Consider the following 20,861-nt stretch of genomic DNA (forward strand, 5'->3'; position numbering starts at 1 on the left):
TCTTGTCCGACTCCGCCCACGCTGAACTCGCCGCCGCGGTCGCCACCGTCCGCGCGGCAGCGGCCCGCCCCTTGTGGCGCCGCATCGCCGGGCGGCTGTTCGACGCGGCCCTGATCGCCTACGTCGTCGTCGCCTGCATCGTGCTGGTCGCTCGCCACTGGGTGCTGCCCGAGGTGGACCAGCATCGCGCGCGCATCGAACAGGCGCTCGGCGACGCACTGCAGCGCCAGGTGCGCATCGACAGCCTGAGTGCCGACTGGAGCGGCCTGCACCCGCAGCTGTCGCTGCGCGGCCTGACCCTGCTCGACGAAGCCGGCCAGCCGGCGCTACGGCTGGAACAGGTCGAAGCGGCACTCGGCTTTTCGTCGCTGGTACGCGGCGAACTGCATCTGCACCGGCTCGACATCAACGGCCCCGACCTCTGGATACGCCGCGAGGCCGACGGCCGCTTCTTCGTCGCCGGTCTGGAAATAAGGCAGGACGGTGAGCGGGGCGGGTTCATGCGCTGGCTGCTGTCGCAGGGCCAGATCAATATCCGCGGCGCGCGGCTGGAGTGGGACGACGCCCTGCGCGAAACCGCGCCGCCGCTGCAGCTCACCCAGGTCGATTTCCGCCTGGACAATTCCGGGCGCGACCACCGCTTCGGCCTGTCGGCACGGCCGCCGAGCGAGCTGGCCCAGCGACTGGACATCCGCGGCGACGTGACGCTGCCCGACCGCGAGGACTGGCGCAGCGCGTCGGGCGAACTGTTCGTGTCGCTCGAAGGCGCCGACATGGCGGTCTGGCAGACCTGGGTCGATTACCCGCTCGAACTGTCGCAGGGGCGCGGTGCGGCGCGTGCCTGGACGCGTTTCGACGGCGCCCGGCTGGCCGAGGTGACCGGCGAACTGGCGCTGGCCGACGTCCGCTTGCGTCTGGCGCCCGAACTGCCGCTGCTCGACCTGGTCAGCCTGTCCGGCCGCGTCAGCGCCGAACAACTGAGCCAGGAGCGCGTCGTCGCCTCGGCCCGTCAGTTGCAACTGGCGACCCGCGGCGGGCTGCGTCTGCAGCCGACCAGCATCGATCTGCGCTGGCAGGCGGCGGCCGGCAGCGAAGTGGAGCGTGGCGAGCTGTCGGCCAGTGCGCTCGATCTCGACGCGCTGACCCGGCTGTCAGCCTACCTTCCGCTGCCCGACACGTTGCGCGACCGGCTGCAGCGCCACGCGGCGCAGGGCGTCGTGCATGAACTCGACGGCGGCTGGACCGGCCCGCTGTCGGCGCCGACCGCCTTCCGCGTCAGCGCGCGACTGGACCGCGTCGGTGTGCGCGCCGACGGCGCACTGCCCGGGGTGAGCGGCCTGAGCGGTCGCATCGAGGGCAGCGACGTGCGCGGCAGCGTTCAGATCGACGCGCCGGAGCTGGTGCTCGACCTGCCGGCGGTGTTCCCGCAGCCGGAAATTCCGTTCTCACAGTTCAAGGCACGCGCCGGCTGGGCGCGCAGCGACGGCGAAACCGAGGTGGTGATCGAATCGCTCGCCTTCCGCAACGACGACGTGCAGGGCCAGGCGCGCGGGCGCTACCGCACGGCGGGCAACACGGCCGGCGAGATCGACATCGAAGCAAAACTGCTCGACGGCGATGCGCGGGCGGTCTGGCGCTATCTGCCGCTGGACATCGGTCCCGACACGCGCGACTGGCTGCGCACTGCGCTGACCGCGGGGCGCGCGCCGGAGGCGACGCTGAAGCTGCGCGGCCGGCTCGATGACTTCCCCTTCGACCGCGGCCAGCCCGGCATATTCCAGGTCAAGGTGAAGGCCGAGGACGTGACCGTCGACTTCGGCCCGAGCTGGCCGCCGCTGACCGGCCTGCGCGCCGACGTGCTGTTCGAGGGGCCGCGCATGCTCATCACCTCGCGTGACGGTCGCATCATGAACACGAAGCTCGGTCCGACCACGGCCGAGATTCCCGACCTCGACGCGGCCGAGGAACTGCTGCTGGTGAAGGGCTCGACCAGCGGTGCGACCGCCGATTTCCTGCGCTACATCGACGCCAGCCCGGTGGCCGAACGCATCGACGGCTTCACCTCGACCATGCGCGCCGAGGGCAACGGCAAGCTGGCAATCGCACTCACCATCCCGCTGCGCCATTCGAAGGACACCAAGGTCGAGGGCGAATACAGCTTCACCGCCAACAAGCTCGTACTGGACAGCACGCTGCCGCCGCTGACCGACGCATCGGGCAAGGTGGCCTTCACCGACAGCGCCCTGTCCATCCGCGGCGCCCAGGCCAGCGTGCTCGGCTTTCCGATGACACTGGATGTCGGCACCGGCGGCGGTGGCACGGTCAATGTAGACGTGCGCGGCCGCGCCTCGATGGACGCGCTGCGCGCCCAGTTCGGCCAGCCGTGGATGGCGGCGCTGTCCGGCGTCGCCGGCTGGCAGGCACGGCTGGGCGTGCGCCGCAACGGCACCGACATGGTTCTGGACGCCGACCTGTCGCAGGTCGCTTCGACGCTGCCGGCGCCCTTCGGCAAGTCGGTCGGCGAGGCGCTGGCGCTGAAGGTCGAGCGCATCGGCGGTCTCGACGCGCGCGAAGCGGCACGGCGCGGGCTGCCGGCGCTCGGCGCCGAGCGCGAACTGCTGCGGATCGACGCTGGCCGGATGGGCAGCGCCGATATCGTCCGCCGCTCGACGCCGGGTGGCTGGGTGCTGGAGCGAGGTGCGGTCGGTCTGCCACAGATACCTGCCTTGCCCGATCAGGGGCTGGCGCTGGCGCTGACCACCGAAACGGTCGATCTCGATGCGCTGCGCCGTGCCTTCGCCGCGCCGACGTCAGCGGGCGGTACTGCAGGAGAGCCCCTGCCAGTGTCGAAGGTGAAGCTCGATGCGAAGAATCTGCGCCTGTCCGGGCATTGGCTGGAGGCGGTGAAGATCGACGCGACTCGGCGCGGCGAGGTGTGGGACATCGACCTTGCCAGCACCCAGGCACGCGGCCGCGTGAGCTGGAACGCGCAGGGCAAGGGTCAGGTGAAGGCGCGTTTCGACCAGTTGCGCATCGATACGGAGGACGAGGCGGGCGCCCAGGTCAGCAGCGTCGAGCCGGACGAGGAACTGGACGAACTGCCGGCGCTGGACATCGAGGCGGGGCGCTTCGTACTCGACGGGCGCAACCTCGGCCGGCTGGAACTGCAGGCCAGCAACGAGCGCCGTGCCTGGCTGATCAACCGGCTGGCGCTGACCATGCCCGAGGGCAGTTTCGTCGCCAGCGGTGCCTGGGGCCGCGCGCTGGCCGGCTTGCGCGGCACGCGCGAGACGCGGCTCGATTTCGTCATCGACAGCGAGGACGCCGGCAAGCTGCTCGACCGCCTCGGCCACGCCGGCGCGCTGCGCCGCGGCACCGCCGGCATGAAGGGCATGCTGCGCTGGCAGGGCAGTCCGCTGTCGATCGACTACCCGTCGCTGTCCGGATCGTTCGAGCTGAAGGCGAGCAACGGCCAGTTCAGCAAGATCAATCCGGGCGCCGGGCGCCTCCTCGGCATCCTCAGCCTGCAGTCGCTGCCGCGGCGCATCACGCTCGATTTTCGCGACGTGTTCAGCGAGGGCTTCGCTTTCGATCGCATCGAAGGAACGGTGGCGGTCGAGCGTGGCATCATGAACACCGACAATCTCGAACTGGCCGGGCCGGCCGCGCGCGTGCAGATCAGCGGCAGTGCCAACATCGCCGCCGAAACCCAGAACCTGACGGTGAACGTCCAGCCGGCGCTGAGCGACAGCGTGTCGGTCGGCGCGCTGATCGCCAATCCGGCGGTCGGTGTGGCGACCTATCTGGCGCAGAAGGTGCTGAAGGACCCGCTCGGGCAGATCTTCTCCTTCCGCTACGCGGTCACCGGTTCATGGGAGGATCCGCTGGTCGCCAAGCTGTCGACGGCGCCGGCCGCTGAATGAGCCTGTCATCCGATTGAAAGGTGCGTCATGAACACTACGACCAAGACCCGCGTTGCTGCCGTGCAGATGGTGTCCGGCCCGGTGGTGGCGGACAACCTGCAGGAGGCCGGGCACTGGATTGCCGAGGCGGCGCGTCAGGGCGCGCAGCTGGTGGCGCTGCCCGAGTACTTTCCGCTGATTTCCGGTGACGAGGCGGACAAGCTGGGCATACGCGAGCAGGAGGGAAACGGCCCGATCCAGCGCTTCCTTTCCGACTGCGCGCGCCGGCACGGCATCTGGCTGATCGGCGGCTCGGTGCCGCTGGTGGCGGATGCCGCGAACAAGGTCCGCAATACTTGCCTGGCCTACGGTCCGGACGGCAGCCAGGTGGCCCGTTACGACAAGGTCCATCTGTTCGCCTTCACCCGCGGCGCCGAGAACTACGACGAGGCGCGGACGATCGAAGCCGGCCATCAGCCGGTATCGATCGAGACCCCTTTCGGCCGGGTCGGGCTGTCGATCTGCTACGACCTGCGCTTTCCGGAGTATTTCCGCGCGCTGGGCGACATGAAGCTGCTGGTGCTCGGTGCCGCCTTCACCGAAACGACCGGTCGTGCGCACTGGGAACTGCTGCTGCGCGCCCGCGCGGTGGAGAATCAGTGCTACGTGGTGGCGGCGGCGCAGGGCGGCGTGCACCCGTCCGGCCGGCGCACCTGGGGTGACTCGATGCTGATCGACCCGTGGGGCAATGTGATCAATCGCCTGGCGCGTGGCCCGGGTGTGGTCGTAGGTGATCTGGATTCGGACTATCTTGTTGAAATAAGGCAGAATCTTCCAGCCTTGGGCCACCGGCGCATCGCTTGCTGAGGTCTCCTCGAATGAATGACCAAACCACTCGCAATCCGTCGAAATTTCCGCACACGCTTGCGGAAGTGACGGTCATGGACGTCGAACGGCTGCGCTCGATGTGCATCGAGCAGGAGGACATTCCGGGTACGCGCGAAATGGCGCAGCAGAAGGACAAGTTCCGTGTGCGCCTGCTGAGCAGCGACAACGAGAAGCGCGAGGGCACCAGCCTGCTGATCGAGAAGATGTACTCGTGGCGCGGCTATCACACGAAGAAGCAGATCGACGAGGCGCCCAACCGCATCACCCTTGTAGCCGAGTTCGACGGCCACATCTACGGCACCATCACGGTCAACCTCGACTCCGACACCGGCCTGTCGGCCGACGAAACCTATCCGGACGTGATGCACGGGCTGCGCGACGAAGGTCGCAAGGTGTGCGAGTTCGGCAAGTTCGCGGTCGAGCAGTCGGTGCGCTCGAAGCGGCTGATGGGCACGCTGTTCCACCTGATGTGCATCTACGCCTTCCGCATCCAGGACTGCGACGACGTGCTGATCGAGGTGAACCCGCGCCACCGCGCCTTCTACGAGAAATATCTCGACTTCGTTCCGGCCGCCGAGGAGCGCATGTGCAAGCGCGTCGGCGCGCCGGCCATCCTGCTGCGGCTGACGCGCGAGCTGTATCGCAGCCGCGTCGATGAACTGGGTGGCCGCTGGCGTGATCTGAAGGAAGAGAAATCGATGTACAAGTACTTCTTCCCGCGCCAGGAAGAGGACGCCATCGCCGAACGCCTGGGGCGTCCGGCGCGCAACTGAACCAGGACTGATGCATTCATGACCACCGGCTCCACCGTCAAGACCCGCGAACCGATGGCGCTCACCGGCGCCGACCTGATGGGCACCGCGCGTGCCACGCTGCTCGCCCCCTTCGATCTCGACCGCGGCGAACTCGACCGCGTGTTCGGGCTGCTTGGCGGCCATCGCATCGACTACGCCGATCTCTACTTCCAGCACCAGTGCAGCGAGGCCTGGAGCCTGGAAGAGGGCATCGTCAAGTCCGGCAGCTTCAACATCGAACAGGGTGTCGGCGTACGCGCGATCCAGGGCGAGAAGACGGCCTTCGCCTATTCCGACGAAATCAGCCTGCCGGCGCTCGAAGCGGCGGCCCGTGCGACACGCGCGATCGCCTCGCAGGGGCAGAGCCTGACTGCGCGCACGGTCACCTCGGCGTCGCCGGTGCCGCTGTATTCGTCGCGCAATCCGCACGCCTCGCTCAGCGACACCGACAAGGTGAAACTGCTCGAACGGCTCGAAAGCTACGCCCGCGCCGAGGACAGTCGCGTCACCCAGGTGATGGCGCACATCGCCGGCACGCACGAGGTGGTGATGGTGATGCGCAGCGACGGCCATATGGCGGCCGACGTGCGCCCGCTGGTGCGGGTGTCGGTCACCGTCATCATGCAGGACGGCGATCGCCGCGAGCAGGGCTCCAGTGGCGGCGGAGGCCGTTTCGACTACGGCTATTTCACTGACGCGGTACTGCGCGACTACGCGGCAAAGGCGGTGCATCAGGCGCGCGTCAACCTCGACGCCCGCCCGGCGCCGGCCGGCACGATGAGCGTGGTGCTCGGCCCGGGCTGGCCCGGCATCCTGCTGCACGAGGCGATCGGCCACGGTCTGGAAGGCGATTTCAACCGCAAGGGCAGTTCCGCCTTCGCCGGCCGCATCGGCCAGCAGGTCGCGTCGCGCGGCGTCACCGTGGTCGACGACGGCACGCTGCCGAACCGCCGCGGCTCGCTGACCGTGGACGACGAAGGCAACCCGACCCGCTGCACCACGCTGATCGAGGACGGCATCCTGGTCGGCTACATGCAGGACAGCCTGAACGCCCGCCTGATGGGCGTGGCGCCGACCGGCAATGGTCGCCGCGAAAGCTTCGCCCATCTGCCGATGCCACGCATGACCAACACCTACATGCTGAACGGCGATCGCGAGCCGGAAGAAATCATCCGTTCGGTCAAGAAGGGCCTGTACGCGGTCAATTTCGGCGGCGGCCAGGTGGATATCACCAGTGGCAAGTTCGTGTTCTCGGGGGCCGAGGTGTACATGATCGAGAACGGTCGCGTGACCTACCCGATCAAGGGCGCAACGCTGATCGGCAACGGCCCGGACGCGCTGACCCGCGTGTCGATGATCGGCAACGACATGGCGCTGGACAGCGGCGTCGGCACCTGCGGCAAGGAAGGGCAGAGCGTGCCGGTCGGCGTCGGTCAGCCGACGCTGCGCATCGACGGACTGACCGTTGGAGGCACGGCCTGACGGTCAGTCGCAGCAGCATGCCTACCTGGTTGAGACGCTGGTTCCCGACGCGCGAGCAGATACTCTCCTCGCGCGTCGTCGCGCCGTTCGCCCATCACCTGCGCGACGACAGTCTGTGGCACGCCAACCGCCACAGCGTCGCGAAGGCGGTGTCGATCGGCCTGTTTTTCGGGCTGATGATTCCGTTCGCCCAGTTCCTGTTCGCGATCGCCACCGCGCTCTTCCTGCGTGCGCACGTCGCGATCAGCGCCGGCTGCACGCTGATCACCAATCCGTTCACCTTCCCGCCGATCTACTGGGCGGCCTACGAACTGGGGAGCTTCGTGTTGGCCAAGCCGGCATCGGTCAGCGAGTCGTCGCAGATCGAACAGAGTGCGGAAAAGATCGGCGAACTGGCGACCGGCTGGCTCGAAGGTTTGTGGATCTGGCTCAGCGCAGCCGGCCTGCCGCTGGTGACCGGGCTGTTCATCATGGCCTGCAGCGCCTCGGTGATCGGCTATTTTGCGGTCCACCTGCTGTGGCGCGAGCGCCGCAACTGAGCAGGCCAGGATCCGCTTGAACGAAGGAAACCCCGCGCCGGGTTAGAATCCACCGCTTTGCAACGGCACACCTGCCGGCGCGGTACCGAACAACGTAGCCATGAACGCTCCCATGCACAAGATCACCGACGACGTCCGCATCAAGGAAATCCGCGAACTTCTGCCGCCCGCGCACGTGTTGCGCGAACTGCCGGCCAGCGATGTGGCGTCCGAAACGACATTTGCCGCGCGCCAGGCCATCCATCGCATCCTGCGCGGCGCCGACGACCGCCTGCTGGTGGTGATCGGTCCCTGCTCGATCCACGACTACAAGGCCGGCATGGAATACGCGAAGCTGCTGAAAGCGCAGCGCGAGCGTCTTTCGGCCGACCTCGAAATCGTCATGCGCGTCTATTTCGAGAAGCCGCGCACCACGGTGGGCTGGAAGGGGCTGATCAACGATCCCTATCTGGACAACAGCTTCAAGATCAACGACGGCCTGCGCCTGGCGCGCCGCATCCTGCTGGAAGTGAACGAGCAGGGCCTGCCGGCCGGCACCGAGTTCCTCGACACCATCACGCCGCAGTACACGGCTGACCTCGTGGCCTGGGGCGCCATCGGCGCGCGCACGACGGAAAGTCAGGTGCACCGCGAACTGGCGTCCGGCCTGTCCTGCCCGGTCGGCTTCAAGAACGGCACCGACGGCAATGTGCGCATCGCCTCCGACGCGATCAAGTCGGCACAGTCGCCGCACGTGTTCCTGTCGGTCACCAAGGCCGGCCACTCGGCCATCGTGTCGACCGCCGGCAACGAGGACTGCCACGTCATCCTGCGCGGCGGCAAGGAACCGAACTACGACGCCGACGCGGTCGAGAAGGTGTGCCGCGAACTGGCCGCCGCCGGCGTGCCGGCGAAGGTGATGATCGACTTCTCGCACGCCAACAGCCGCAAGCAGTGCGCGCTGCAGATGGATGTCGCGCGCGACGTCGCGGCGCAGATGGCCTGCGGCGAGGACCGCATCTTCGGCGTCATGGTCGAATCGCACCTGAAGGAAGGCCGTCAGGATCTGGTCGCCGGCAAGGAACCGGAGTACGGCATGAGCATCACCGACGCCTGCCTGGGCTGGGACAAGAGCGTCGAACTGCTCGACGTCCTCGCCGAAGCAGTGCGTGCACGTCGCCGTGCGCTGGCCGACCGCGACTGATCGGTGAATGCGCTGTTCTCTGCGGCGCCGGCTTCCAGCTGGCGCCGTTTCTATTTCATCAGCCTGCTGCTGACGCTGGTTTTCCGCGGCTGGCTGGGCGCCGTGCTGCCCTTCACCGGCGACGAAGCCTACTTCTACTGGTGGGGCAAGATCCCGGCCGGCGGCTTCTACGACCATCCGCCCATGGTGGGCTGGTGGCTGGCGGCGCTGATATCGGTGTCGGAAGCCGAGTGGTGGCTGCGTCTGCCGGCCATCCTGCAGCCGGCGTTGCTGTCCTTCATGCTGCTCGCCTTCCTGCGCGACGATGCCGCCGCCACACGCTGGGGCGCGGCCACGCTGGCGCTGTTGGCGCCGGCCAGCGTGCTCGACGTGCTGATCACGACCGACATCCCGCTGGTGTATTTCAGCGTCGCCTCGGCGCTACTGTTCCTGCACGCGCAGCGTACGCGGTCGATGAGCGCCTTCGCGCTGGCTGGCCTGCTGCTCGGCGGCGCCTTCCTGTCCAAGTACTTCGCCGTGCTGCTCGGCCTCGCCTACATCGTGTGGGCGCTGTGGCGCCCGGCGGCGTGGAAGTGGAAGGGCCTGGCGCTGCTCGTGCTGTGCGCGCTGCCGGCCGGCCTGTACAACGCCTGGTGGAACAGCCAGCACTGCTGGGCCAACGTGATGTTCAACGTGTTCAACCGTCACGGCGGGGCCGGGCTGTCGTGGCAGACGCCACTGATGTACGCCGGCATGATGCTGTGGCTGCTGACGCCGATGGTGGCGTGGCGACTGCTGCGTGCGCCCGGCGCGTGGATGCGCCAGGCCGCGCTGCCGGCGCTGGTGGTCGTGCCGCTGGCGGTGTTCGGTCTGCTGTCGCTGGTCAAGACCATAGGCCTGCACTGGGTGTTCTCCTTCGTGCCGCTGGCCTTCCTGATGTACGCCCGCGCGGTGCCCGACGGCGTGCTGCGTCGTACCCGCAACATCACCGCGGTGCTGGCGCTGCTGCACGTGGCCGGCGTGATCGCGGTGGCGACGCAGCCGGTCGATAGCTGGGCGCAACGGCTGGGGCCGCGCAAGTACGCCGGCGTCGTGCAGACGGTGAAGGCGGACGAGGTGATCGCCGCGCTGGGCGACGACGTCGACCGCTACGTGCTGATGACCGACGGCTATTCGCCCTCGGTCACGATGGGCTACAACCACGGCCGCTACTGGCCGGTGTTCGGCCCGGCGTCCAGTCACGCGCGGCACGATGACGTGCTGACCGACTTCCGCGCGCTGGCCGGCCGCGACATCCTGATCCTGAGCAAGGAAAAGCCGGACCTCGCCGATTACACGCCGTATTTCCGCGAAGTGAGCGAGGACACGCTGCAGGTGCGCGGTGCCACCTTCTGGCGCATCCGCGGCCACGGTTTCGACTACGCGGCCTACCATGCAGGTGTGCTGGAGCCGGCGCGCCGCCTCTGGTACGCAATACCGAAGTGGCTGCCGGACTGTGGCTGCTATTTCGAGGAACGCTACTTCAACTGAGACCGCGATGATCGTCGCCGCCCTGCAGCTGATGCGTCCGAAGCAGTGGGTGAAGAACGGCTTCGTGTTCTTCGGCCTGCTGTTCGGCCACGCCTGGCACCAGGCCGCCATGGTGCAGTCGGCGCTGCTGGCTTTCGCCGCCTTCTGCCTGATGTCGAGTGCCGTCTATGCGCTGAACGATTTCCGCGATGTCGCGCAGGACAGGCTGCATCCGGTCAAACGTATGCGTCCGCTGGCGTCCGGCGCGCTGTCGCCGTCTGTGGCGGTGCTGCTGATGGGGGCGCTGTCCGCCAGTTCGCTCGCGCTGGCCTGGCAGGTCGGCGAAATGCTGGTGTGGCTGCTGTGCATCTACGGCCTGATCAACCTCGGCTACAGCTACGGCCTGAAACGCGTGGTCGTGCTCGACGTGTTCCTGATCAGCGCCGGCTTCATGCTGCGCCTGCTGGCCGGCACCACCGGCCTCGGCATCCCGCCGTCGAACTGGCTGCTGATGTGCGGCCTGCTGCTGACGCTTTTCCTCGGTTTCGCCAAGCGGCGGGCCGAAATGATGCTGATGGAGGAAGGCGGCGGCGCCCACCGCACCGTGCTGGACCAGTACTCGGCGGCGCTGCTCGACCAGTTCACCACCATCACCGGCGCCTGCGCCGTGGTGGCCTACGCGCTGTACACGGTGGATGAGGACACGGTGCGCATCCACGGCACCGGTGACCTGATCTACACGCTGCCCTTCGTGCTGTACGGGCTGTTCCGCTATCTCTATCTGCTGCATCGCCAGGGCGCGGGCGGCGACCCGTCGCACGACCTGTTCCGCGACCCTCACCTGATCGTCGCCATGGCGGGCTGGGTGATCGTCACCGTCCTCATCCTGCGCTGATCAACCGCCGGTCAGTGGCTCGACCGTCGCGTCCTGCCGCCACAGCCGCTGCAGCGCCGTGCTGCGTTGCGCCGGCGGCGCGCTGCTCCAGAAACGTTCGCCGCCGTGGTGGCCGCTGCGCAGCAGACCGGCTCGGCCGAGCGCGCGCGCGAGCTGGCGGGCGACCGCATCTCCGGTGTCGATCACGCGTACCGCGGGCCCGGCCGCCTGTTCGATCAAAGGGCGCAGAAAAGGGTAATGGGTGCAGCCGAGCACGATCACGTCGGCCCCCTCGGCGATCAGCGGCTCGACGTGCGAGGCCACCAGCGCCCGCGTGTCGGGGCTGTCGAAGTCGCCGCGCTCGACCGCCTCGACCAGACCGCTGCCCGGGCGGGTCACTACGTGGATGTCGCGGCCGAAGGTGTCGAGCAGTGCTGCGAAGCGACTGCTGGCCAGTGTGCCGGTGGTGGCCAGCACGCCGACCGTGCCGGTCTTCGTCGCCGCCACCGCCGGTTTGACCGCGGGTTCCATGCCGATGATGGGGAGCGCGGGCCAGCGCTCGCGCAGCGCCTGCGCGGCCGCCGCGGTGGCCGTATTGCAGGCGATCAGCAAGGCCTTGGCGCCGCGCGCGATCAGGAATTCGCCCAGTTCGGCGCTGCGTGCGCGTATCCAGTCGGCGCTGCGCTCGCCATAGGGGGCGAAGCCGGAATCGGCGACATAGAGGAAATCCTCGGCCGGCAGTGCCGTGCGCGCATGGCGCAGCACCGAAAGTCCGCCGAGGCCGGAGTCGAATACGCCGATCGGCGCGTCGGAAGTGCTTGTCACGGGCAGCGCTCGGCCGCGGACGTGTCCGCGGCCATCCCTATCAGTCCGTTCCGCCGTCGTGGGCGCGGCCGCGCTGCCACAGCACGTCACCGCAGCCGGCCAGCCGGTTGTAGGTGCGGCCGAGCACGAACAGCAGGTCGGACAGACGGTTCAGATACTGCCGGCTCGCCTCCGACACCTTGCCTTCGGCGGCCGCGGCGATCACCGCGCGTTCGGCGCGGCGGCAGATGGTGCGCGCGAGGTGGGCGTGCGCCGCAGCGCGGGTGCCGCCGGGCAGGATGAATTCCTTCAGCGGCGTCAGCTCGGCGTTCAGGCGTTCCAGTTCGGCATCGAGGCGGGCCACCTGTTCGGTCTTGATCAGGTGGTAGCCGGGGATGGCCAGTTCGCCACCCAGGTCGAACAGATCGTGCTGGATTTCGGTCAGCAGCGCCGACAGATCGGCCGGCATGTCTTCGCACAGCAGCACGCCGATCGCGCTGTTCAGTTCGTCAACGTCGCCCAGCGCGTGTATCCGCGCACTGGATTTGGAAACCCGGGTGCCGTCGCCGAGGCCGGTTTCGCCGCCGTCGCCGGTGCGGGTGGCAATCTTGGATAGTCGATGACCCATGGCGTGTGATGACTTGGATAAGAGGTATTGATTATAAGTGCGCGCAAATATAAGGCCGGCGCACGCTAGAATTGCACATCATCCCATGCTGGCGCCCACCCCGCGACAGCCGGATATGCGGGCGGCCATCACCCGGCAGCGCTGCGCGGTTCATGCACATACACGCAGACCACACATCCCCCGCAAACGAACAGACCAGACGGAGTTGCCGTGAGTACCCCCGAACCGAAAGATTTCCTGAACAAGCTGTTCCAGGCGGCGTTCGACGCTGCCAACCCCGACCTCTGCGTGCCGGCCAATCTGCCGCCGCCGCCCAAGGGCCGCACCATCGTCGTCGGCGCCGGCAAGGCCGCGGCGTCGATGGCACTGGCGGTCGAGAAGAACTGGTCGGGCGACCTGTCCGGCTTGGTGGTGACCCGCTACGGCCACGGCGCGCCGTGCCAGCGCATCGAGGTGGTCGAGGCGTCGCATCCGGTGCCCGATGCGGCCGGTCAGCAGGCGGCGAAGCGCATTCTCGACACCGTGCAGGGCCTGAGCGAGGACGATCTGGTGATCGCCCTGATTTCCGGTGGCGGCTCGGCGCTGCTGTCGGCGCCGGCCGAAGGCCTGACGCTGGAAGACAAGCAGGCTGTGAACCGCGCGCTGCTGGCCAGCGGTGCGGCGATCCAGGAAATGAATTGCGTGCGCAAGCACCTGTCGTCGATGAAGGGCGGCCGGCTGGCGCAGGCGGCCTATCCGGCGCGCGTATTCACGCTGGTCATTTCCGACGTGCCGGGCGACGACCCGGCGGTAGTCGCTTCCGGCCCGACGGTGCCGGACACCACGACCCGCGAGGACGCGCTGGCCATCATCCGCCGCTACAACATCGAAGTGCCGGCGGCCGTGATGGCCTGGCTGGCGAAGCCGGAATCGGAAACGCCGAAGGCCGACGATCCGCGTCTGGCGCGCTGCGAAACCCGCGTGATCTCGACCGCCCAGGCTTCGCTGCTGGCGGCGGCCGAAGTGGCGCGCGCGCACGGTGTGACACCGCTGGTGCTGGGCGACATGATCGAGGGCGAATCGAGCGACGCCGGCAAGGTGCTGGCCGGCATCGCCAAGGCTTGCGCGATCAACGGTACGCCGGTGCAGCCGCCCTGCGTGCTGCTGTCGGGCGGTGAAACCACGGTCACGCTGGGCCAGATCAAGCCCGGTCAGAAGCCGCGCGGCGGTCGTAACTCGGAATTCCTGCTGTCGCTGGCGATCGCGCTCGACGGCATGAAGGGCATTCACGCGGTGTCGGGCGACACCGACGGCATCGACGGCAGCGAGGACAACGCCGGCGCCATCGTCACCGACGACACGCTGGCCCGCGCCCGCGCCGCCGGCATCGACGCTCGCACGATGCTGGATCAGCACGACGCTTACGGTTTCTTCCTCGGCATCGACGACCTCATCGTGACCGGCCCGACGCTGACCAACGTTAACGACTTCCGCGCCATCTACGTCGAAAAGAAGGTCTGAACGACCTCGGCTCTCCCCGGAAACGGCGCCTGCGGGCGCCGTTTCTTTTGCCGCCTCCGAAAGCGCAGTCGCGAGCCGGGGTCTTGTGGGAGGGGGCTTCTGACCCCGACAGCGGCCTGTATCGGGAGCCGGCGGGGTTTCCGACGCCGCATCACGAGCAGAGGTGACTTCCACGGAGAGCGATCCCGCGCTGCAGGAGGCGCCGCCGGGGCACTGCGGGTATCATCTGCCGCCTGTCTCTGCCCCACCGGAAGCCGCCATGAGCGCTCTGCCACAGGCCCACGAAGCCACCGCTTTTCCGCCACCCGGAAGTACCGACCGACCGGCCCTGATCGCCGAACTGGCGCGTGTCCTGCCGGCGGACTGCCTGATCACCGACCTCGGCCGTCTGCGCGCCTACGAATGCGACGGACTGATGCTGATGCGCGAGATGCCGCTGGCGGTTGCGCTGCCGACCACCGAAGCGCAGGTGATCGCGGTGCTGCGCACCTGTCACCGCCTCGGCGTGCCGGTGGTGCCGCGTGGCGCCGGCACCGGCCTTTCGGGCGGGGCGACGCCGCACAAGCAGGGCGTGGTGCTGTCGACGGCGCGGCTGAACCGCATCGTGTCGGTCGACCGCCTCGCCCAGCAGGCCGTCGTCCAGCCGGGCGTGCGCAACCTCGCTGTGTCGGAGGCGGCGGCGCCTTACGGTCTTTACTACGCACCGGACCCGTCGTCGCAGATCGCCTGCAGCATCGGTGGCAATGTGGCCGAGAACTCGGGCGGCGTGCACTGCCTGAAGTACGGACTGACCGTGCACAACGTGCTGCGCGTGCGCATGGTGACGATGGCGGGCGAGGTGATGGAAATCGGCAGCGCGGCGCCGGACAGCCCGGGTTACGACCTGCTGGCCGTGACCATCGGTTCGGAAGGCCTGCTCGGCGTGGTGACCGAAGTGACGGTGAAGCTGGTGCCCAAGCCGCGCGTGGCGCGCTGCGTGCTGGCCGCCTTCGACGACATCCGCCGCGCCGGGCAGGCGGTGGCCGACATCATCGCCGCCGGCATCATCCCGGCCGGCCTCGAAATGATGGACCAAGCGACCGCGGCGGCGGTCGAGCAGTTCGTTCATGCCGGCTACCCGCTCGACGCGGCGGCCATCCTGCTGTGCGAATCGGACGGCACCGAAGAGGAGGTGCAGGACGAGATCGCCCGCGTACGCGCGCTGCTCGACACCGCGGGTGCAACCGAAATCCGCATTTCCAGCGACGAAGCCGAGCGGCTGCGTTTCTGGGCCGGCCGCAAGGCGGCCTTCCCGGCGGCGGGTCGCATCTCGCCCGACTACTACTGCATGGACGGCACCATTCCGCGCAAGCGGCTGGCCGAAATGCTGGAGGCGATGGAGGTCATGGCGAAGAAGTACGGCCTGGGCCTGCTCAACGTGTTCCATGCCGGCGACGGCAACCTGCATCCGCTCATCCTGTTCGATTCGAACGACCCGGACTCGGTGCACCGCGCCGAAGCCTTCGGCGTTGAAATCCTCGAACTGTCGGTGGCGCTGGGTGGCACCATCACCGGCGAGCACGGCGTGGGTCTGGAGAAGATCAACCAGATGTGCAGTCAGTTCGCCTCCGACGAACTCGACATGTTCCATCGCGTGAAAGCGGCCTTCGACCCGGCCGGCCTGATGAATCCGGGCAAGGCGGTGCCGACGCTGCACCGCTGCGCCGAAATGGGCCGCATGCACGTGCATCACGGCGAACTGCCGCATCCCGAACTGCCGCGTTTCTGACCATGACCCACTCTCTTCATGCAGTGCTGCGCGAGCAGGTGCTGGAGGCCGCCGCGCACGGTCGCGCGCTGCGTCCGCATGGCAGCGGCTCCAAGGACTTCCTCGCCCAGTCGCTCGACGGCGTGCCGCTGGACATGCGCGGTGCGCAGGGCGTCATCGCCTACGAACCGTCCGAGCTCTACATCACCGCGCATGCCGGCACCCGTCTGTCGGCGATCGAGCGCCTGCTGGGCGAGCACGGCCAGATGCTGGCGTTCGAGGCGCCGCACTTCGGCCCGCACGCGACGCTGGGCGGCGCCCTGGCCAGTGGGCTGTCCGGGCCGCGCCGCATCAGTGCCGGCAGCCTGCGCGACTTTGTGCTCGGCGTGACACTGATGGACGGACAGGGCCGCGTGCTGCGCTTCGGAGGCCAGGTGATGAAGAACGTCGCCGGCTTCGACGTGTCGCGCCTGATCGCCGGCAGCTTCGGCACGCTGGGCCTGGTGCTCGAGGTGACGCTGAAGGTGCTGCCGCGCCCGCAGGCGGAACAGACGCGCGTGCTCGCGCTCGACGAGGCGGCGGCGCTGACCCGCATGCGCGAGTGGGGTGCCCAGCCGCTGCCGGTGTCGGCCACCGCCTGGCTGGACGGTCGGTTGGCGGTTCGACTGTCGGGTGCGCAGACCGCGCTCGATGCGGCCGTGCGCAACATCGGCGGCGACCCGCTCGATGCGACCGAGGCGGCTGCGCTGTGGCAGTCGATGCGCGAGCAGACGCACGATTTCTTCGCCGGCGACACGCCGCTGTGGCGCCTGTCGCTGCCGCCGATGACGCCGGTGCTGCCGCTCGACGGCGGCTGCCTTGTCGAGTGGAACGGCATGCAGCGCTGGCTGCGCAGCGATGTCGACGCCGACGCGCTACGTCACGCAGTGAAGGCTGTCGGCGGTCACGCGACGCTGTTCCGCGGCGGCAGCACCGTCGATCGCGCGCTCGGCGTGTTCGAGCCGCTGGCCCCTGAAGTGATGGCGGTGCATCGCCGCCTGAAGCAGGCTTTCGACCCGTCCGGCGTGTTCAGCCCCGGACGCCTGTACGCTGAACTGTGAGCGCCCACTGATGCAGACCGGACTGGCCGATTTCATCCGCAACACCCCCGAGGGCGACGCCGCCGACACCCTGCTGCGCAAGTGTGTGCACTGCGGTTTCTGCAACGCCACCTGTCCCACCTACCAGCTGCTGGGCGACGAGCTCGACGGTCCGCGTGGCCGCATCTACCTGATGAAGCAGATGCTCGAAGGCGAGGTGCCGGCTGACACCGTGCTGCCTCACCTCGACCGCTGCCTCACCTGCCGTAACTGTGAATCGACCTGTCCGTCCGGCGTGCGCTACAGCGAACTGGTCGATATCGGTCGCGCGGTGGCCGAGCGACGTGCGAAGCGCCCGCTGGCGCAGCGCGCGAAGCGCTGGCTGCTGCGCGAAGGGCTGTCGCGTCCGGCGGTGTTCAACACCGCACTGGCGCTCGGTCGGCTCGCCAAGCCGCTGCTGCCGGGGTCGTTGGCGGCCAAGGTGGCTGACGCGCGCAGTGCTGGCGCCTGGCCGCCGGTGCGCCATCAGCGCCGCATGCTGGTGCTGGCGGGCTGCGTACAGCCGGCGTTGATGCCGGACGTGAATGCCGCGGCGGCGCGCGTGCTCGACCTGCTCGGCATTTCGCTGGTCGAGATCGCGCGCGCCGGCTGCTGCGGTGCGCTGCGTTTCCACCTGAACGACCAGGACGGCGGTCGCCAGGACATGCGTGCGCTGATCGACGCCTGGTGGCCGGCGATCGAGCGCGGCGACGTCGAGGCCATCGTGATGACGGCTTCCGGCTGCGGCAGCACAGTGCGCGAGTACGGCCATCTGCTGGCCGACGATCCGCAGTACGCGGAGCGCGCGGCGAAGGTGGCGGCGATGACCCGCGACCTGTCGGAAATCCTGGCCGCCGAGCGCGTACAGATCGAGGGCCTGTTCGCCGCTGGCACCACGGCGCGCCAGCCGCTCGCCTATCACCCGCCCTGTTCGCTGCAGCACGGCCAGCAGGTGCGCGGACACGCGGAGGCGCTGCTGCGCGCCGCCGGCTACGACCTGAAACCGGTCGCCGACAGCCATCTGTGCTGCGGCTCGGCAGGCAGCTATTCGCTGCTGCAGCCGGCGCTCGCGACGACGCTGCGTAACAACAAGCTGAGCGCGCTGCAGGCCGAACAGCCTGCCGGCATCGCCAGCGCCAACGTCGGCTGCATCGCCCATCTGCAGACCGGGACCACGACGCCGGTGCGCCACTGGATAGAGTGGCTCGATCAGGCGCTCACCCAGGGTCTGTTGCCATTGAATCGCGGGCCGCGCGCGAATCCCGAAGCGTCCGGATCAAGGCGGGCCGACGCCGGCTGACTGGCCGTCAGGGGAGGAGGCCCAACGCGGAGATGGGTGCATCGGGGCTCGCGCTCTCCGGGTTTGCAGCGTGCGCGGCACGGACCGCGTTGCGCTCCTTGTCGAGACCGCCCGTCTCGACTTCGTCGCACGCCCTGCCCGTGCCTCGCGCGCTGCAACGCGGTTCGCGATTTAATGTCAACAGACCCTAGGACGCCTGAGGTCGCGCCGGACCCGGATCCGTGCCCTGCGGATCCGGGTGCATTCCGCCGCTCAAGTCCTGTCGACGGCTGCCGTTAAAGCTCGCAGCCCGCAATACAGTTCCGAGTGAGCCCGCCATGCAGCAAACAGCCGTACACGCCCCCGAAGTCATCGACGCAGTACTCGAATCGTCCGCCGTCCTCCTTCCATCGAAGCCCCGACTGCTGCTCGAAATCGAAAACCTGATGCGCAATCCGGATTTCGAGGTCGGCCTCCTTGCCGAGAGCATTTCGCGCGACCCTGGCGTGCTGGCTGCGCTGTTCAAGGTGTGCCGCTCGCCGGCCTACGGGCGCGGCCGTGCGCCCGCCAACGCCGAACAGGTACTGATGCGCATCGGTCTCAATCAGACCATCAATCTGGTTCGCGGCATTTCGATCCGTCAGGCGGCAGGCGGTCCGGGGCCGCAGATGGAGCGCTTCTGGCAGCGCTGCGAAACGATTGCCAGCCTGGCCTCGCAGATCGCCGGCGAGCGCGTCGCGGTCTGCAACGTGTTTCCCGATCAGGCCTATCTGGCCGCCATGTTTCACGACTGCGGCGTTCCCTTGCTGATGCAGCGCTTCGCTGACTACTGGAGCACGCTGAATCTGGACGAGGAGTCCTACTGGGTCGATACCGGTCTGGAGAACGTGCGTTACCGTCTCGATCATGCGACGGTCGGCTACTGGGTCGCCCGCAACTGGGGTTTGCCGGAGCTGATCGTGCAGGCCATCCGCTATCACCACGAAATGCCGGAAGACGACACCTACGGGCTGCGCAGCACGATAGGCATCGTCGCGCTGGCGACGCATATCTATCTGCTCAACAAAGGCTTGCCGGACCCGATCTGGAGCATGCGTTCGGGCGAAGTGCTCGAGGAGCTTGGCATACATGCGAGCGCGCTCGACGAGTACATCGACGAGATCAATGAGCAGTACGTGAGCTTCTCGTTGTGAAGAATCGTGAAATTGCACCTGTGCTTGCAGACATGAACAGCTGCTTACACGAGCGTGTGCTGTTGAGAAGCTAGAATCGGCTACAGGTATCCGGAAAGCTTCATGGCGCTCAAACTAGACAGCTGCGTCGCGCAGCACATCGGCGATCGCAAGGAACAGCAGGATCGCGCAGCGGTGTTTCCGCATTCCCGTCACAAGGGCATGCTGATGGCCGTGCTCGCCGACGGCATGGGCGGCCACAGCGGCGGCGCGATGGCGGCTGAGCAGGTCGTGCACAAGGCGCGCGAGAATTTCGAGAGCTTCGCCCCGGCGATCGAATCGCCGCATGATCTGCTGCGCAGCGTGGTCGAGGAATCGCACGTCGTCATCAAGCTCACCCGCTTCACGTCCGAGCAGGATCCGCATTCCACCGCCTGCGTGCTGCTGATGAACGGCGGCCGCGCCGACTGGGCGCATTGCGGCGATTCGCGCATCTACCATTTCCGCGACGACAAGCTGGTCAGCTGCAGCAAGGACCACTCGCTGGTCGGCGAACTGATGCGTCAGGGGCGCCTCGACGAAGAGGGCGCCAAGACGCACCCGCAGCGCAACCTGCTTCTGCACTGCCTCGGTGCGCAGAAGGAACCGGTGATCGATTTCGGCGGCACCGACACGCTGTCCGACGGCGACACCTTCGTCATCTGTTCCGACGGTCTGTGGGCCTATTTTTCCGATGAGGAAATGGGCGGCGTGCTGTCGGTGTACTCGGCGCGCGAGGCGGCCGAGGTGTTCATCAAGCGCGCGCGCGAACGTGGTCGCCCGACCGGCGACAACGTGTCGCTGATCATCATCAAGCTGGTGGATGTCGAAGCCCGCCAGAAAGCCGAAAAAGAACGCCTCGACGCTGCCCGGCGCAAGCTCGGCAAACTTCCCGCCTGACCCGCCGCGGCGTTCCGCCGCGTGCGCCTTGCCTTCCCCTTCCGGTCACCGCCATTGCATACGCACCCGCACGTGTTGCGGTGCGGCATGTGTATTCGCCCTTTGTCAATAACACTGAGCGGCTATGGCGTGTTGCGGCGCAACGTGCATCTTTTTTGGCACAAAGTGCTGCGCCGTGAAGCCCGACACGCTAGACTGCGCGCTCCGGAAGGCGGGGGAGGAGCGCGGCGTAGGCGCTCCGTGCGACCAACAATGCGCCCGTCGCCGGATCGGTCATGTGCGGCCAGGGGCCGTTTAAAACAGGGGGTACATCCTTACAACGGCGCCTTCGTGGATCTGATGGCCTTGGTGGTGCCCGAAGCATTGCCCGTGATCCCCGGCACCTCTGGGCCATCGATAGAACCGCTGCCGAAGGGCGTGTCGGCCGCCAGCGTGCGCTGGGGGCGCCAACTGCACACGGCCGCGACGGACAGCGTCTACAGTGTTCGGGGCAGGCTGACGGTTCCGCCACTGCTTCCGCCCCC

At 68.0% G+C, this 20,861-nt stretch carries 16 protein-coding genes; 14 read left to right on the top strand and 2 right to left on the bottom strand.

Annotated elements, in window-relative coordinates; translation table 11 throughout:
* Window positions 1-2: 2 nt before the first annotated feature.
* The 8 genes from AC51BJ_RS13715 (at window position 3) to AC51BJ_RS13750 (ending at window position 11,171) form a co-directional block, all read left to right on the top strand.
* Window positions 3-3,923, top strand: a complete 3,921-nt coding sequence (locus tag AC51BJ_RS13715; protein ID WP_496280592.1) for a YhdP family protein — start codon at window positions 3-5, stop codon at window positions 3,921-3,923.
* Window positions 3,924-3,950: 27 nt separating this feature from the next.
* Window positions 3,951-4,769 (top strand): carbon-nitrogen hydrolase family protein, encoded by an 819-nt coding sequence (locus AC51BJ_RS13720; protein ID WP_496280593.1) that lies wholly within the window; start codon window positions 3,951-3,953, stop codon window positions 4,767-4,769.
* 11 nt (window positions 4,770-4,780) lie between these two features.
* A complete protein-coding gene (locus tag AC51BJ_RS13725; RefSeq protein WP_019917032.1) occupies window positions 4,781-5,563 on the top strand; it encodes a GNAT family N-acetyltransferase in 783 nt (260 codons plus the stop codon).
* An 18-nt stretch (window positions 5,564-5,581) separates the two neighbouring features.
* The gene (gene tldD, locus AC51BJ_RS13730; RefSeq protein ID WP_496280594.1) at window positions 5,582-7,066 is read left to right on the top strand and encodes a metalloprotease TldD; all 1,485 of its coding nucleotides are present in this window, start codon (window positions 5,582-5,584) and stop codon (window positions 7,064-7,066) included.
* 17 nt (window positions 7,067-7,083) lie between these two features.
* The gene (locus AC51BJ_RS13735; protein ID WP_496280595.1) at window positions 7,084-7,605 is read left to right on the top strand and encodes a DUF2062 domain-containing protein; all 522 of its coding nucleotides are present in this window, start codon (window positions 7,084-7,086) and stop codon (window positions 7,603-7,605) included.
* A 112-nt stretch (window positions 7,606-7,717) separates the two neighbouring features.
* Window positions 7,718-8,788 (top strand): 3-deoxy-7-phosphoheptulonate synthase AroG, encoded by a 1,071-nt coding sequence (gene aroG / locus AC51BJ_RS13740; protein WP_019917035.1) that lies wholly within the window; start codon window positions 7,718-7,720, stop codon window positions 8,786-8,788.
* 3 nt (window positions 8,789-8,791) lie between these two features.
* Window positions 8,792-10,297 carry an ArnT family glycosyltransferase gene (locus AC51BJ_RS13745; RefSeq protein ID WP_496280596.1) on the top strand — a complete coding sequence of 502 codons (1,506 nt, stop codon included), beginning with the start codon at window positions 8,792-8,794 and terminating at the stop codon, window positions 10,295-10,297.
* A 7-nt stretch (window positions 10,298-10,304) separates the two neighbouring features.
* Entirely contained in the window at window positions 10,305-11,171 is an 867-nt protein-coding gene (locus AC51BJ_RS13750) for a decaprenyl-phosphate phosphoribosyltransferase (RefSeq protein WP_496280597.1), read from the top strand.
* Here AC51BJ_RS13750 and murI read toward each other — a convergent pair whose 3' ends face one another.
* Both murI and AC51BJ_RS13760 read right to left on the bottom strand, forming a co-directional pair.
* Complete coding sequence (gene murI / locus AC51BJ_RS13755) at window positions 11,172-11,975, bottom strand: glutamate racemase (protein ID WP_496280598.1); 804 nt, start codon at window positions 11,973-11,975, stop codon at window positions 11,172-11,174.
* Window positions 11,976-12,015: 40 nt separating this feature from the next.
* A complete protein-coding gene (locus tag AC51BJ_RS13760) occupies window positions 12,016-12,582 on the bottom strand; it encodes a cob(I)yrinic acid a,c-diamide adenosyltransferase (protein WP_496280599.1) in 567 nt (188 codons plus the stop codon).
* A 210-nt stretch (window positions 12,583-12,792) separates the two neighbouring features.
* Between AC51BJ_RS13760 and AC51BJ_RS13765 the strand changes: the two genes are divergently transcribed.
* The 6 genes from AC51BJ_RS13765 (at window position 12,793) to AC51BJ_RS13790 (ending at window position 20,337) form a co-directional block, all read left to right on the top strand.
* Complete coding sequence (locus AC51BJ_RS13765) at window positions 12,793-14,082, top strand: glycerate kinase type-2 family protein (protein WP_496280600.1); 1,290 nt, start codon at window positions 12,793-12,795, stop codon at window positions 14,080-14,082.
* A gap of 259 nt (window positions 14,083-14,341) precedes the next feature.
* Window positions 14,342-15,850: an FAD-linked oxidase C-terminal domain-containing protein gene (locus AC51BJ_RS13770; protein ID WP_496280601.1), complete on the top strand. Its 1,509-nt coding sequence runs from the start codon at window positions 14,342-14,344 to the stop codon at window positions 15,848-15,850.
* A gap of 2 nt (window positions 15,851-15,852) precedes the next feature.
* The gene (gene glcE / locus AC51BJ_RS13775) at window positions 15,853-16,929 is read left to right on the top strand and encodes a glycolate oxidase subunit GlcE (RefSeq protein ID WP_496280602.1); all 1,077 of its coding nucleotides are present in this window, start codon (window positions 15,853-15,855) and stop codon (window positions 16,927-16,929) included.
* A gap of 10 nt (window positions 16,930-16,939) precedes the next feature.
* Window positions 16,940-18,247 (top strand): glycolate oxidase subunit GlcF, encoded by a 1,308-nt coding sequence (gene glcF / locus AC51BJ_RS13780; protein WP_496280603.1) that lies wholly within the window; start codon window positions 16,940-16,942, stop codon window positions 18,245-18,247.
* A gap of 317 nt (window positions 18,248-18,564) precedes the next feature.
* Window positions 18,565-19,419, top strand: coding sequence for an HDOD domain-containing protein (locus AC51BJ_RS13785; protein WP_430434958.1), 855 nt, complete (start codon window positions 18,565-18,567; stop codon window positions 19,417-19,419).
* 102 nt (window positions 19,420-19,521) lie between these two features.
* On the top strand, window positions 19,522-20,337 hold the full coding sequence (locus AC51BJ_RS13790) for a PP2C family protein-serine/threonine phosphatase (RefSeq protein ID WP_341423281.1): 816 nt from the start codon (window positions 19,522-19,524) through the stop codon (window positions 20,335-20,337).
* Window positions 20,338-20,861 lie beyond the last annotated feature (524 nt).

Source organism: Methyloversatilis sp. S146-33, from assembly GCF_059552495.1.

Bases quoted from the DNA above. Each gene is read 5' to 3' on its own strand.
- AC51BJ_RS13770 (WP_496280601.1), top strand. From the start codon at position 14,342: ATGAGCGCTCTGCCACAGGCCCACGAAGCCACCGCTTTTCCGCCACCC.
- AC51BJ_RS13750 (WP_496280597.1), top strand. From the start codon at position 10,305: ATGATCGTCGCCGCCCTGCAGCTGATGCGTCCGAAGCAGTGGGTGAAG.
- AC51BJ_RS13725 (WP_019917032.1), top strand. From the start codon at position 4,781: ATGAATGACCAAACCACTCGCAATCCGTCGAAATTTCCGCACACGCTT.
- AC51BJ_RS13720 (WP_496280593.1), top strand. From the start codon at position 3,951: ATGAACACTACGACCAAGACCCGCGTTGCTGCCGTGCAGATGGTGTCC.
- glcE (WP_496280602.1), top strand. From the start codon at position 15,853: ATGACCCACTCTCTTCATGCAGTGCTGCGCGAGCAGGTGCTGGAGGCC.
- AC51BJ_RS13790 (WP_341423281.1), top strand. From the start codon at position 19,522: ATGGCGCTCAAACTAGACAGCTGCGTCGCGCAGCACATCGGCGATCGC.
- AC51BJ_RS13735 (WP_496280595.1), top strand. From the start codon at position 7,084: ATGCCTACCTGGTTGAGACGCTGGTTCCCGACGCGCGAGCAGATACTC.
- AC51BJ_RS13760 (WP_496280599.1), bottom strand. From the start codon at position 12,582: ATGGGTCATCGACTATCCAAGATTGCCACCCGCACCGGCGACGGCGGC.
- tldD (WP_496280594.1), top strand. From the start codon at position 5,582: ATGACCACCGGCTCCACCGTCAAGACCCGCGAACCGATGGCGCTCACC.
- glcF (WP_496280603.1), top strand. From the start codon at position 16,940: ATGCAGACCGGACTGGCCGATTTCATCCGCAACACCCCCGAGGGCGAC.
- AC51BJ_RS13785 (WP_430434958.1), top strand. From the start codon at position 18,565: ATGCAGCAAACAGCCGTACACGCCCCCGAAGTCATCGACGCAGTACTC.
- aroG (WP_019917035.1), top strand. From the start codon at position 7,718: ATGCACAAGATCACCGACGACGTCCGCATCAAGGAAATCCGCGAACTT.